The sequence below is a fragment of the Streptomyces sp. NPDC026575 genome, assembly GCF_055567415.1.
In genome coordinates, this window is the sequence record NZ_JBVHQM010000045.1 from 30,159 (window position 1) to 44,380 (window position 14,222).

At 70.6% G+C, this 14,222-nt stretch carries 5 protein-coding genes; 4 read left to right on the forward strand and 1 reads right to left on the reverse strand.

Going from position 1 to position 14,222, the window contains the following annotated elements; all coding sequences use genetic code 11:
* Positions 1-31: 31 nt before the first annotated feature.
* Entirely contained in the window at positions 32-2,752 is a 2,721-nt protein-coding gene (locus tag ACZ4NB_RS36935; protein WP_467667426.1) for a helix-turn-helix transcriptional regulator, read from the reverse strand.
* A 922-nt stretch (positions 2,753-3,674) separates the two neighbouring features.
* On the opposite strand from ACZ4NB_RS36935, the gene ACZ4NB_RS36940 reads away from it, so the two are divergent.
* The 4 genes from ACZ4NB_RS36940 to ACZ4NB_RS36955 all read left to right on the forward strand — a co-directional run.
* Positions 3,675-6,389 (forward strand): AAA family ATPase, encoded by a 2,715-nt coding sequence (locus ACZ4NB_RS36940; protein ID WP_467667427.1) that lies wholly within the window; start codon positions 3,675-3,677, stop codon positions 6,387-6,389.
* A 153-nt stretch (positions 6,390-6,542) separates the two neighbouring features.
* Positions 6,543-7,412: a sugar phosphate isomerase/epimerase family protein gene (locus ACZ4NB_RS36945; RefSeq protein WP_467667428.1), complete on the forward strand. Its 870-nt coding sequence runs from the start codon at positions 6,543-6,545 to the stop codon at positions 7,410-7,412.
* A 102-nt stretch (positions 7,413-7,514) separates the two neighbouring features.
* Positions 7,515-12,392: a type I polyketide synthase gene (locus ACZ4NB_RS36950; RefSeq protein WP_467667433.1), complete on the forward strand. Its 4,878-nt coding sequence runs from the start codon at positions 7,515-7,517 to the stop codon at positions 12,390-12,392.
* Positions 12,393-12,427: 35 nt separating this feature from the next.
* On the forward strand, positions 12,428-14,222 hold a 1,795-nt coding region (locus tag ACZ4NB_RS36955), incomplete at its 3' end, for a type I polyketide synthase (protein ID WP_467667429.1).

Below are 14,222 nucleotides of genomic sequence, written 5' to 3' on the forward strand. Positions count from 1 at the left end.
CACACCACGGAAGGGGGCGACGCTCCGGGAGTCACACGAGATGAGCCGCGTCGATGTGGAACTCGGTGGGGAGCTCCTCGCGGTTCCTGATGTGCATCTTGCGGTAGACACGGGTCAGATGCTGCTCGACGGTGCTCACCGTGACGTGGAGCTTGTCCGAGACCTCGCGATTGGTGAACCCCTGGGCGGCCAGAATCGCCACCCGGCGTTCGGAGTCACTGAGCTTGGCGAACTTGTCGCCGCCCATCCCTGCCGCGCTGGGCTCTTGCGGCTGCTGAACAGGCGGCACGTAGGCCGATATCAAGGTGCGGCAGAGCTTGTCCGCATGGCAGCTCTCCGCGATCCGGCGCGCCCGGCGCGCCGCCGTACGGGCCTTGGCCTTGCTACCCAGCGCCTGGTAGGTCTCGCTGAGGTCGGCCAGAGCCTGCGCTGTCTGGTAGCGGTCGCCACTCTGCTGCAGCGCCTGGAGTGCCCGTTCCAGTATCGGGGGCCGCTCCTGGATCTCGCGTGTGGCGGCGAGGCACCGCAGCCGGATGCCCTGGGAACGGACCAGGGGGAGGCCGGAAGGCGGACCGGGGGATTCGAGCAGTGCGGCGGCGCGCGGGCGCTCGCCGAGTGATAGCAGCGCCTCCGCCGCACCGGCCCGCCAGGGGGCGACCGCCGGGGTGTCGATGTTCCAGCGGACCATCAGCTCCCCGCACCTCAGGAAGTCGGCCAGGGCCGCACGGCCCTGGCCCACCGCCAATTGGTGCCGTCCACGGGCGTGCAGGTAGTGGAGGCCGGCCCGGGTCTCCAGGATCGAGTCGGGTGCCGGACGCGTGAACAGCTCCGCCGCGATCTCGTGCGAGCCGATGGCCGTGTGTGCTTCGGCCAGAGTCGCGAGTGTCAGTACGGAGCTCTCGTTCCACTCCGGGCCCAGGGTGTGTGCGAGGGCCTGCTCCGCCTCCTGTACGGCGACGTCCAGGTGTCCCTCGCGGAGGGAGATCAGTGCGCTGATCCCTCGGATCACCCCGTGCCACGCGGGCAGGTCATGGCTCCTCAAGCCGTTCAGGAAGCGGTCGCACCAGGTGGCCGCGGGGGAGAGGAGGTCCGCGTACACCAGCGAGAGCAGGGCGGGTTCGATGGCCTTCAGGGAGTCGTACGAGAAACCACCGTCCTGCAGGACCTGTTCCGCCCGCGCGATGGTGTGCTCGTCCGCCTGCTGGCCCAGTACCTGCACGAGCGCGTGGTGTGCGCGCACGGCCGGCGACCACGCTGCCTGGGCCGTCCTATCGGTCCCGCGCGGAAGCGCGGCGGCCGGCTCCCCGAAACGGTCACTGAGTCCCGGGTAGGTCGAGAGGGCCAGGAGTCGGACGTACACGTGGTCGGCGGCGTCCGGGCCGGTCGCCGCAGAACCGCCGCCCGGACGCGTGGTGATCTCCAGTGCGTCGTCGAAGCGGAGGTTCCAGAGCAGGAGGGCGGCAGCGCCCAGTTCGAGGCCGTCGGCCACTTCCCCGTCGAGCACCTGGTCCTTCAGGTCCAGCAGCCGGGGTACCGACTCGGACGGAGCGCGCAGCCAGTCGACCCCCGCCATGAGTGCCTTGACGTTGTTGCGCCGGTGCTTGTCGGAGCAGCACTGGCTGAGCAACTGCAGACATTGCATCGACAGCGCCGCCTGGTCGTTCGCCAAGGCATCGTTCGCGGCGTCCTCCAGGGTGGAGAGCGTCCAGTCCTCCGGCAGCGGGCCGGCCGCCAGCAGCTGCGCGGCGATGGCGGCCGACGGTCTTCCGTCCTGGTGCAACAGGCGTGCCGCTCGGTGACGCAGGCTTACCTCCTTCTCCCGAGGGATGTCGGCGAGAACGGCCGCGCCGGCCGGGGCGTGTCGGAAACGGAGTCCGTCGAGGATGCCGACCTCGGCCAGTCTGTGCACGATCCGCCGCGTCACCTGCGGGCTGGTGTCGCTCAGCCGGCTCAGGAGGTGGATGTCGGCCCACTCGCCCAGCACCGCTACGGCGCGGGCCGTCTCACACGTGAGGTCGCCGGCCTGGCGGAGGCACCCCAACACCGCACGGCGGAACCGGTCGCCGCCGTCCTCGTGCAGCAGGGCCTCCGCCAGCAGCGTGTTCCCACCCGACTGTGCGTGCACGGTCTCCCCGATACGTCCTGCCGCACGGTGTCCGTGCCGCTGGGCGGCCATACGCGCGACATCCGCGACGGGCAGCGGATCGAGCTGGATGCGGCGCACGGAGGGGTGGTACATGAGCTCCTCGACGGGCGCGGCCCTCTGGTCGTGCGGCCGGTCCCAGGTGCACACCAGGAGGACGGGTAATCGGGTCGCCCAGTGCGCCATGTACTGGAAGCAGCGGAGTGAGTGCGCGTCGGCGTACTGGACGTCGTCGACGCCGATGAGGAGGGTCCTCTTCCCGGCCCGGGCCGACACCGAGGCGAATGCCTTCTGTGCAGTGGCGAGTAGTTCGGTCCTGGCGCCGATGGTTTCGATGGGTGCGGACGGGACCGGGAGATCCATGGCATCGATACCGCTGATGAGTCGACGCACCGCGGAAAAGGGTTGGTCACGTTCCGCGGGTTCGCACCGGGCGCTCAGCGTCGCGAAACCTTCGGCCGTGGCCCAGTCCTTTAAAGCGGTCAGGGTCGATGTTTTCCCCATGCCCGTCGCGCCACTGATTACCGCGGCGGCCGGTGTTCCCCCGTCAACTTCCCGGGATAAATCATGGAGTTCGTCGGTCACATTTTTACGGCCTGTCAAAAACATGTAAACAGTCCCCCGAATTCGACACACATCAGCCTGTGGGAGGCGTGGTCCGCGCCGACCTTCTGCGCCGCGCCCGTCCTAGTCGAAAATCGTATGCTGTGGCAACGGTAAGGAGGGGTGGTGGTGGGGTCAAGTGGAGGCCGTCCACTCATGGTCAAGGGTTTGCAAAAAGGCGAGCCCGGCCGGGTATTCACCCCGCCGACCACTATGCCGGCTCGGTGGGACCGCACCCGCCTCTCCGTGCGGCGGTATCGAAGCTGTCGTGCGTCACGGCGGAGCCGGTGTGCGGCTGATGTATGCAGCTTTACCGCTCGATGAATCCCTGTGCTATGGCCCGCAATTCCGCTGGTGGGGTGGACAGGGGTGAGCGCCGTCACCGGTGATCACCGGCGTGCGGAGCCGATCGGCCGGCCGGTGGCCACGGGGCCCGACTCAGGGAGGGGCCCTCGCGGGCGGCGCATGGGGTGGCCGTGGGGTGTACCGCAGGCCGGTCCGCTCATGTCGATGCCGGTCAGCGGCGTGCCGTCGGTGCTGGGGTCACCGTACGACCACCGCCCGGAAAGGGCTGGACGAGCGCTGGGGTGACCGGGAAGCGGAAGTCCGCGTGCACGCCGTCACCTGCCGTGGCGGACCCGCCCCCGCTGCGCTCCGCCTCCGTAGGAAGCCCTCACCAGCCGCCTTCCCGGCGCCAGTTGCACCCCTAATCATTAGGGGGCGCGTCGCGGGGTGCGCGAGGGTATCGTCCGACCCAGAGGGGATGATCGATTACTCTACGCGCGTTCACCGCCTACGCGGTGTAGCCGTCGCCCGGGTGTCACACCCTCTCTGCACCTGTTCGGGGGTCGTAGCGGCCATGAGCGGCGGGCTCTGCCTTCCAAGGAAATGCAGAGTGGTTTTACGGGGGTAAGCGCGGGTGTTGTTGGTGGAGCGCGACCGGACGGTCAGGCAGTTGAATGACATGCTGTCGGAAACTGTCGCAGGGCGAAGCGTCGTCACGGTCATCAGTGGTGGCGCGACCATGGGGAAGACGGCACTCCTACGGTCCCTGGAGGGCAATGCGGCCGCCTTGGGCGTGACCGTTCTCAGCGCTGTGGCGGCCCCGGGTGAACAGGATCTCCCGTACGCCGTCCTCGGAAACATCCTGGACCTCCGGAACGTCGTGCGGCGGATTTCGAGCACGTCGGATCGACGGTCGGGCGGTGCCGCCGACGATGTCGTCGCCGTGGCCCGTGAGGCATACCGAGCGGTAGCGGAACTGACGGCCAACGGCACGGTGCTGATCTCCGTCGACGACATCCAGTACGCCGACCCGGAATCGGTCCACTGCCTGCACTATCTGGCCCAGGCGCTGCGTGACCGGCCCCTGGCGCTCGTCTTCACCTGGGACCCGCAGTGCAGCCCGGCGGCCCCCGCCGTCCTGCGCAGCCTCCTGGAAGGCGCGAACACCCGCCGCATCACGACCGGAGCGCTGTCCGCCGACGGCATCGCCCGGCTGCTGAGCGAGCACATGGGGGAGGCCGAGTCGGCTGCCCTCGCACCGCGGTACCACCGGCTCACCGGCGGCAATCCGCTGCTGGTCCACGTACTGCGGGCGGTTTCCTGGACAGGCGGACAGGTGCAAGGGGACGCGCTCCGCCGGGCCGTACTGCACTGCGTACACCGCATGGGGGCGCTCGCCGTCCGGGTGGCCCGCTGCATCGCCGCACTGGACGGGGCCGCGGACCTGCCGACGGTCAGCCGGCTCAGCGGTGCCGACATCGGCGTGACGCGTCGCGTGGTGCGGCAACTGTCCACCGCCGGCGTGCTGAGGAACATGCGTTTCCGGTACCCGCCGACCGGCGCTGCGGTTCTCGAAGCGATGTCCGCCGACGAACTCGGGGCCCTCCGCTACGAAGCGGCCCGCATCGTGTACGAGGCGGGCGGCCCGGTCACCGCCGTCGTCGACCGACTGCTCGCCGCCGGGCCGCTGCCGCAGCCGTGGGTACTGCCGGTCCTTGAGGAGGCGGCCGGCAACGCGGTGGCCGAGAGCGACACCGCACGCAGCATCGGCTACCTCGAATTCGCCGTGGACTGCTGCTCCGACGAGATGCGCCGCTACGCACTCAAGACCCGGATCGCCGAGATGTACGGGCTCGTGGACCCCCCGGCCTCCCACGCACGCCTCCTCGCCCTCAAGGCACCCATCCTGGCCGGGCGCGTAGCGGCGGACGACGCACTGCGGGTGGCCCGGGCCCGGCTGACGTCCCTCCACTTCGACGACGCGATCGACATCATCAGGCACCTCACCGACGGGTGCGACCTCGCGGCACTGGGCACGGAGGGACAGGTGACGCGCCTCGTCCTGGCGACCAGCTACCCCGGCCTGTCCGCCCGGCTCGGCATGACGCCGCACCCCGGGACACCACCCACCCGCTCCCCGCTCCACGACTCACCCGTACTCGGCGCCCCCCAAGCACTGGCCGACATCCTGCAACGCACCGCGGACGTCCGCTCGCTGCGCCCGGTAGAGCGGGCACTGGAGAAGGTCGGCACGGCTGACGGCAATGCCCTGTCCATGTTGTGCGCGATGCTCGCCCTCGTCTACTCGGACCAGCTCGCCGCCGCCTCCCGCTGGTGCGAGCACCTGCTGGTCAGGACGCGTGGCCGCGACGAACCCGCGTGGCAGGCGGCGATCCATTCGTTCCGCTCTCTCGTCGCCCTGCGCCAGGGGAAACTGGACGTGGCGGTGGAACTGGCGGAGCGGGCGCTGCCCCTGATGGAGCCGCACGGCTGGAACGACAGCGGCGGGCTGCTGTTGGCCACCCTGGTCGAAGCGCATACGGCTGCCGGTAACCTCCAAGCCGCGGCGGACTTCCTGAGCCGACCGATCAACCCCGCCCTCTTCGAGACACGCGCGGGCCTGCACTACCTGTACGCGCGCGGCCGGCACCACCTCGCCGCCGACCGGCCGCACGCGGCGCTGGCCGACTTCATGGCGTGCGGGGACCGGATGGTCCAGTGGCGGGTCGACACACCGTCGCTCGCCCCCTGGCGGGTGGGCGCGGCCGAAGCCTGGCTCCGCATGGGACGGCAAGGCCGGGCCGCCGCCTTGGCCGAGGAGGCCCTGGCTCAGTCCGGCGCGGCTGACCTGCCCCGCGCGTACGGCATCACGCTCCGCTGCCTCGCGGCGCTCCGGCCGGCCGACGAGCGCCCTGCCGTCCTGGAACGTGCGCTGGGCGCCTTGCAGCGCAGCGACGACCGGTACGAGACATCCCGGGTGCTCGCCGACCTCAGCGACGCGCACCGCGTCATGGGCAACTGGGCGCAGGCGAGGACGGTGGCGCGCAGAGGACGCCGAATCGGCAAGAACTGCTACGGCACACAGACCCGCCCGGCGGCGCTCGCCGACACCCCGCCACCCCAGCCCGGCCCGAAAGCCGCGCACAAACCCGGTACCAAGGACCACTTCGCGAAGCTCAGCAGTTCCGAGCGGCGCGTGGCACTCCTGGCGTCCGCCGGCTATTCCAACAGAGAGATAGCCGCCCGCATTTACGTCACCGTCAGTACCGTGGAACAACATCTGACCCGCGTATACCGGAAGCTGAATATCAGAAGGCGGGAAGAGCTGCCCATCGACTTCAGCGTCGATGCCGTGTGACGGGAACGCAGGCCGTCTCCCGGCAGCCCGTGGTCCTGATGATAGGGGGTGGTGGACCGGGTTAGGGGGCGGACCCGGTGGTGTGGCTCCGCACCCCTCGTTTGAATGGAGCCCGGTCCACGTTGCCTGTCGACACGGGAATCGGAGTCGCACATGAGCCTGCTCGACCGGCAGGGAGTATTCCTGCCCTATCTTCACCTGCTCGGTGTCCCCATGGGGGAGACGCCGCGTTACTCCTTCGACGAACGCGTGGCCGCGGCGTCAGGGGACGAGGTGACCGGAATCGGATTCGACGCCGACGAATTCGATGAGCTGCTCAAGACCCGTACAGCGGACGAACTGCGTGGCGTGCTGGACACGCATGGCGTCTCGATAGGCGAACTGCAAATCCTGTTCGCGTGGCACTTCGGTGACAAGTATCCCGAGTACCAGCAGATGGCGCGTGATCGCGAAGAGCGCATGTACGAGCTGGCCGGCACGTTCGGCATCGAGCGGATCAAGACGGTCATCATGACGCCGACCGATCTGCCGCCCCGTGACGAGGTCGTCGAACGCTTCGCCGCCGTGTGCGACCGGGCCGCGGAGCACGGCATCTCGGTGGCCATGGAGACGCAGTCCGTGAACCCCGGATTCGACTACGCGGACACGGCGGACCTGATCCTGGCGGCCGGCCGCCCCAACGGCGGGTTCGTCGTCGACACCTGGCACTTCTTCCGGGACCCCGACCCCTGGACCGCTCTCGACCGGCTGCCCGCCGAGTCCGTCTTCGGCGTGGAGCTGCGGGACGCCGCGGCGGAGCCGCAGGAATCCCGGATGGACGACTGTCTCCATCACAACAAGCTCCCCGGTGAGGGCGACTTTGACCTCGTCCGGCTCCTGCGCACCCTGGATGACAAGGGCGTCGACGTGCCCGTCTCCGCCGAGGTCCTGTCGGCCGAACTCAGGCCGCTGTCGGCCCAGGAGAACGTCGACCGCACGGTGGCGGCCGTCCGCAAGGTGATGGACGCCGCACGTACCCGGTGAGCTGAAGGAACCACAGCAGAGCAGAGCCCTACCCGGGGCGCGAGGGTCCGGGCAGGGTTCTTTCCGCGCGGCGCAGCCCGCAGGTCAGATTGGTTGGTGTTGTTGGTGAACGACGACAAGCTGCGCGACTACCTCAAGCGTGCCACCGCCGAGTTGAAACAGAGTCGTCGTCGGCTGCACGACGTCCAGGCGCGGGAGCACGAACCGATCGCCGTCGTCGCCATGAGCTGCCGCTACCCCGGCGGGGTGAACTCACCCGAAGACCTCTGGGAACTGGTGGCAGCCGGCGAGGACGCCACCTCCGAATTCCCCGCGAACCGCGGCTGGGACATCGCGGGGATCTACGACCCGGCCCCGGGGAAGCCCGGGAAGAGTTACACGCGGCGCGGTGGTTTCCTGCACGAAGCGGACCAGTTCGACGCCGAGTTCTTCAGGATCGGCCCGCGCGAGGCACGGGAGACGGACCCGCAGCAGCGCCTGCTCCTGGAGACCGCGTGGGAAGCCCTGGAACGGGGCCGCATCGACCCCACCACACTGACGGGCAGCCGTACCGGCGTGTTCGTCGGGATGGTCTACCACGACTACGCGTACAACCACAGCACCGGGGCCCTCGCCTCGGGCCGGGTGGCCTACAGCCTCGGCCTGGAAGGGCCGGCGGTCACCGTGGACACCGCCTGCTCGTCCTCGCTCGTCGCCCTGCACTGGGCCGTCCGGTCGCTCCGCTCCGGTGAGTGCACCCTGGCACTCGCGGGCGGCGTCAACGTGATGGCCACCCCGGACGCCTTCGTGGGCTTCAGCAGCCAGGGCGGGCTCTCGCCCGACGGACGGTGCAAGGCCTTCGCGGACACCGCCGACGGCACCGGCTGGGGCGAGGGCGTCGGCTGGCTGCTGGTGGAACGACTGTCGGACGCCCGGCGCAACGGCCACCCGGTCCTGGCGGTCGTACGCGGCTCGGCCGTCAACCAGGACGGCGCCAGCAACGGCCTGACCGCACCGAACGGCCCCGCCCAGCAACGCGTCATCCAACAGGCCCTCACCGACGCCGGCCTGACCGCCGCCGACGTCGACGCCGTCGAAGCACACGGCACCGGCACGAAGCTGGGCGACCCCATCGAGGCCCAGGCACTGCTCGCCACGTACGGACAGGAGCGGACCGGCGACCGCCCGCTGTGGCTCGGATCGCTGAAGTCCAACATCGGGCACGCCCAGGCCGCAGCCGGTGTCGGTGGCATCGTCAAGATGGTGATGGCGATGCGCCACGGCACCCTGCCACGCACGCTGCACGTCGACGAACCCACCGCACAGGTGGACTGGTCGGCGGGGAACGTCCGGCTGCTCACCGAGACCATGCCGTGGCCGCCCGTCGGCACCCGGCCGCGCCGCGCGGGCATCTCCTCCTTCGGCGTCAGCGGTACCAACGCCCACGTCGTCATCGAGGAGCCCCCGGCCGTCGACGAGGACACTGTCGCGGCGACCGGGGAGGAGACGCCGGCCCTGGTGCCTCGCGCCCCGCTGCCCACCGTGCCTTGGATCCTGTCCGGCACCTCTCCGAACGCCCTGCGCGAGCAGGCCGCACGCCTCCTGGACCATGTCGGGCCGCGCCCCGAACTGGACCCGGTGGACGTCGGCTACTCCCTGTCCGTCACCCGCGCGGCGCTCGAACACCGCGCAGTGGTGGTCGGCGACGACCAACAGGCGCTCCTGAGCGGGCTGCGGACGGTGGCCGAGGGGCGGCCCTCCCCGGCAGCCGCGTCCGCCGTGGCACGTCCGCACGGACAGACCGCCTTCCTCTTCACCGGCCAGGGGTCGCAGCGCCTGGGCATGGGCCGCCAGCTGTACGACGTCTTCCCGGCCTACGCGGCCGCCTTCGACGCCGTGTGCGCCGCATTCGCCCCCCACCTGGAACGTCCCCTGCGCGACGTGGTGTGGAACGACGACACCGACCTGGACCGGACCGCGTACACCCAGGCGGCACTGTTCGCGGTGGAGGTCGCACTCTTCCGGCTGATGGAGTCGTGGGGAGTGGTCCCCGACTACCTGGCGGGCCACTCGATCGGAGAGCTCGCCGCCGCCCACGTCACGGGCGTCCTGTCGCTGGAGGACGCCACCACCCTGGTGGCCGCACGCGGCCGGCTGATGCAGGCCCTGCCCGCCGGCGGCGTGATGGTCGCTGTACGCGCCACCGAGGAGAAAGTACTGCCGCTGCTGACCGGGCAGATGGGCATCGCGGCCGTCAACGGCCCGGACTCCGTGGTCCTCTCCGGAGCGGAGAGCGATGTCGCCGAGGTGGTGGCCACCCTCACCGCCGAAGGACACCGCAGCCAGCCCCTGACCGTCTCCCACGCCTTCCACTCACCACTGATGGAGCCGATGCTCGCGGAGTTCCGCCGGATCGCGGAGGGCCTCACCTACGGCTCACCGTCCATCCCGCTGCTGTCGGGCGTCACCGGCGAACCGACCGGCCCCCTCACCGCCGACCACTGGGTACGCCACGTACGCGAGACCGTCCGCTACCAGGACATGGTGCGTTGGCTGGAAGCCAAGGGTGTGAGCACCTTCATCGAACTCGGCCCCCGAGCGACACTCTCCGCGACCGGGCCCGAATGCCTGACCGGCGACTACGACACCGCCTTCGTCCCGGCCCTGCGCAAGGGCCGGGACGAGGTGGGGGAGCTCGTCATGGCCCTCGGCACGGCGCACACCCGAGGCGTGCACGTGGACTGGCGGACGTTCTTCCACGGTCAGGGAGCCCAGCCCGTCGACCTCCCCACCTATGCCTTCCAGCACCGGCGCTACTGGGAACACACGCCGGCCACCTCGGCACCCGCACCGGCCGGCAACCCGGCGGACACGGCCTTCTGGGACGCCGTGCAGCGGGCCGACGTCCCCGCGCTCGCCGACCGCCTGCGCACCGACCCCGTGGCACTGGAGCAGGTACTGCCCGCCATGACGCAGTGGCGGCAGGACGTGCTGGACCAGCAGACGCGCGACTCATGGCGCTACCGGCTGAGGTGGACCGCACTGGCCGACCTCGACGCACCCGCCCTGACGGGCACCTGGCTGGTCATGGTCCCCGGTGGCCACAACGGCGACGCACGGGTGGCCACGATCATCGACGGCCTCATCGAACACGGCGCGCACGTCGTACCGGTGGAGGTTCCCACCCACGGCACCGATCGCGCCGAACTCGCCGGCCGCCTCGGCGATCTCACGGCCGGGACCGGCGCCGGGCCGGTCGCCGGTGTGCTGTCGCTGCTGGCGCTCGACGACCGCCACCACCCCGAACACCCCACCGTGTCGCTCGGCACGGCAGCCACTGTCAGCCTCGTGCAGGCCGTGACGGACGCGCGCGTGGACACCCGGATCTGGTGCGTCACCTCCGGCGCCGTGGCCGTGGGCTCCTCCGAAGAGCTGACCGCCCCGTTCCAGGCATCGCTCTGGGGCGCCGCGGCGGCACTCACCCTCGACCACCCGGAGCTGTGGGGCGGCATGGTCGACATACCGCCGGACCCCGACCCCGCCGCGGTACGTCGCCTGTGCGCCGTGCTGGGCGACGGGCAGACGGAGGACCAGCTCGCGATCCGCACCGGCGGGCTGTACGCCAAGCGGCTGGTCCGCGCCGGACAGGACGGTGACGCCCCCGCGCACCGGCCGTGGAACCCCCACGGCACGGTACTGATCACCGGCGGCACCGGCGGTGTCGGCGCGCATGTGGCGCGCTGGCTCGCGCACAGCGGGGCCGAGCACCTGGTCCTCACCAGCCGCCGCGGCAGGACGACCGAGGGCATGACGGAGCTGGACAAGGAACTCGACTCCCTCGGCACGCGGGTGACGCTTGCCGCCTGTGACGTCACCGACCGGCACGCGATGGGCAAGCTGCTCGACTCCCTTCCCGCCGACGCGCCGCTGACGGCCGTCGTCCACGCCGCCGGGGTGTCCCAGCCGGACACCCCGCTGTCCCGGTCCACGCTCGCCGACTTCGCCGAGGTGGGCCGCGCGAAGATCGGTGGAGCGCTGGTACTCGACGAACTCCTCGCCGACCGCGACCTCGACGCCTTCGTGCTGTTCTCGTCCGGTGCCGCCGTCTGGGGAAGCGCCGGGCAGGCCGCCTACGGCGCCGCCAACGCCTACCTCGACGCCCTCGCGCACCGGCGCAGGGCCCGTGGACTCACCGCGACCTCCGTGGCCTGGGGCCCGCTGGACAGCGGCATGGTCGACGAGGAGATCGCCGAGTTCATGCGGCGCACCGGTGCGCCGGCGATGGACACGAGGACCGCAGTCGCCGCGCTGCGGCAGGCCGTCGAGGGCGCGGAGCCCAACCTGGTCGTCGCCGACTTCGACTGGGCACGCTTCGCCCCCACCTACAGCCTCGCCCGCCCCCGCCCGCTGCTCGACGAGCTGCCCGAAGCACGCACCGCACTGGATGCCGACGGCACGAGCACGGAACCGACTGCTGAGCCGGTGGTACGCGCACAGCTCGCCGCCCTGCCCGCGTCCGAGCACGGCCGAATACTGCTCGACCTGGTCCGCACCCACGTAGCAGCCGTGCTCGGACACGATTCCGCCACCGCCGTGGAACCGCGGCGGGCCTTCACTGACCTCGGCTTCGACTCGGTGTCCTCCGTCGAACTGCGGACCCGGCTGAACACCGCCACCGGCCTGCGCATGCCCGCCACCATCGTCTTCGACCACGGCAGCCCCGCCGCCCTCGCCGACCACCTGCGCACCGAACTCGGCACCGGCGAGGACGAAGGGGAACCGATCACGACAGAACTGGACCGCTTCGAGGCGGCCGTGGCGGCCCTCGCACCGGAAGAGGTCCGCGACCACCGCGTCGTGGACCGCTTGCAGTCCCTCGTCACCCGGCTCACCCGGAGCCGGAGCGACGCGCCCGACGGGGCGGACGTGAGCGACATGCTCCAAGCCGCGAGCGCTGACGACGTACTCGCGTTCATCGACAAGGAACTCGGCTCGGCCTGACAGGGCCGGCGGACTCGGACAGTGGTGAGGCACGAATGACGACGAACGCGAACGACGACAAGGTCCTCGACTACCTCAAGCGGGTCACGGCCGACCTGCACCAGAGCAAGCAGCGCTTGCAGGAGCTGGAGGCCAGGGACCAGGAGCCGATCGCGATCATCGGCATGAGCTGCCGCTACCCGGGTGAGGTGAACTCCCCCGAGGCACTGTGGCGGCTCGTGGCCGAGGGACGCGACGCGATCACCGAGTTCCCCGCCGACCGAGGCTGGAACCTCGACGCCCTGCGGGGCACCGACGCCGACCGCACCGGTACCAGCTACGTGCGCGAGGGCGGCTTCGTGCACGACGCCGCCGAGTTCGACCCTGCCTTCTTCGACATGTCCCCCCGCGAAGCACTCGCCACCGACCCCCAGCAGCGCCTCATGCTGGAGGTCTCCTGGGAGACCTTCGAGCGGGCCGGCATCGACCTGGCATCGGCACGCGACCGACAGATCGGCGTGTTCGCCGGCTCCGGCATCCAGGACTACGGTGACCTGCTCCTGCGCGCCCCGGAGGTCGCCGAGACCTACATGTCCACCGCGGCGGCAGCCGCCGTCATCTCCGGCCGGGTGGCGTACGCACTCGGGCTCGAAGGCCCCACGCTCACCGTCGACACCGCCTGCTCTTCGTCGCTCGTCGCCATCCATCTCGCGGCCCAGGCGCTCCGCAAGCGCGAGTGTGCCCTCGCCCTCGCGGGCGGCGTCATGGTGATGTCCACCCCCGCGCCGTTCGTCGCCTTCAGTCGGCAGCGTGGCCTGGCGCCCGACGGGCGGTGCAAGGCCTTCGCCGACGCCGCTGACGGCACCGGCTGGGGCGAGGGCGCCGGCATGCTCCTGCTGGAGCGACTTTCGGACGCCCGGCGCAACGGTCACGAAGCGCTGGCAGTGGTGCGTGGTTCGGCGGTCAACCAGGACGGTGCGTCCAACGGCCTGACGGCACCGAACGGGCTCGCGCAGCAGCGCGTCATCCGTCAGGCCCTCGCCGACGCGGGACTGGCGGCCGCCGAGGTCGACGCTGTCGAAGGACACGGCACGGGCACAACGCTGGGCGACCCGATCGAGGCGCAGGCACTCCTCGCCACGTACGGGCAGGACCGTCCCGAGGGCCGCCCGCTGTGGCTCGGTTCCGTCAAGTCGAACATTGGTCACGCCCAAGCGGCCGCCGGGGTCAGCGGCGTCATCAAGATGGTCGAGGCGATGCGTCATGGTGTGTTGCCGAAGTCGTTGCACGTAGACCAGCCGTCCCGCTACGTCGACTGGTCGGCGGGTGCGGTGGAGTTGCTGACCGAGGCGCGTGAGTGGCCGGTGCGTGAGGATGGCTCGCGCCGCGCGGGCATCTCGTCCTTCGGCGTCAGTGGTACCAATGCGCACGTCATCATTGAGCAGCCGGTGGATAGCTTGGTGTCGGAGCCGGTGGTGGAGCGGGTGTCGGGCGGGCCGGTGGTGTGGCCGCTGTCGGCGAGGAGTGGGCAGGAAGCCCTGCGCGATCAGGCGGCGCGGTTGCTGGAATACGTGCGGGGCGATGACGGCCTGGACCCGGTGGACATCGGATATTCGCTGGCGGTGACGCGTGCGGCGTTGGAGCACCGTGCGGTGGTGGTGGGCCAGGGCCGTGAGGAGTTGCTGACTGGTCTGGAGGGGCTGGTGCGCGGAACCGCACCGGCGGGCGTGGTCGAAGGCGTCGACTCCGGCGGCAGGACGGCGTTCTTGTTCTCGGGTCAGGGTGCGCAGTGGGTGGGGATGGGCCGTGAGTTGTATGCCTCCTTCCCGGTGTTCGCGGGGGCGTTTGATC

Coding starts and splice junctions, on each gene's coding strand:
- ACZ4NB_RS36935 (WP_467667426.1), bottom strand. CDS start 2,752: ATGTTTTTGACAGGCCGTAAAAATGTGACCGACGAACTCCATGATTTA.
- ACZ4NB_RS36945 (WP_467667428.1), top strand. CDS start 6,543: ATGAGCCTGCTCGACCGGCAGGGAGTATTCCTGCCCTATCTTCACCTG.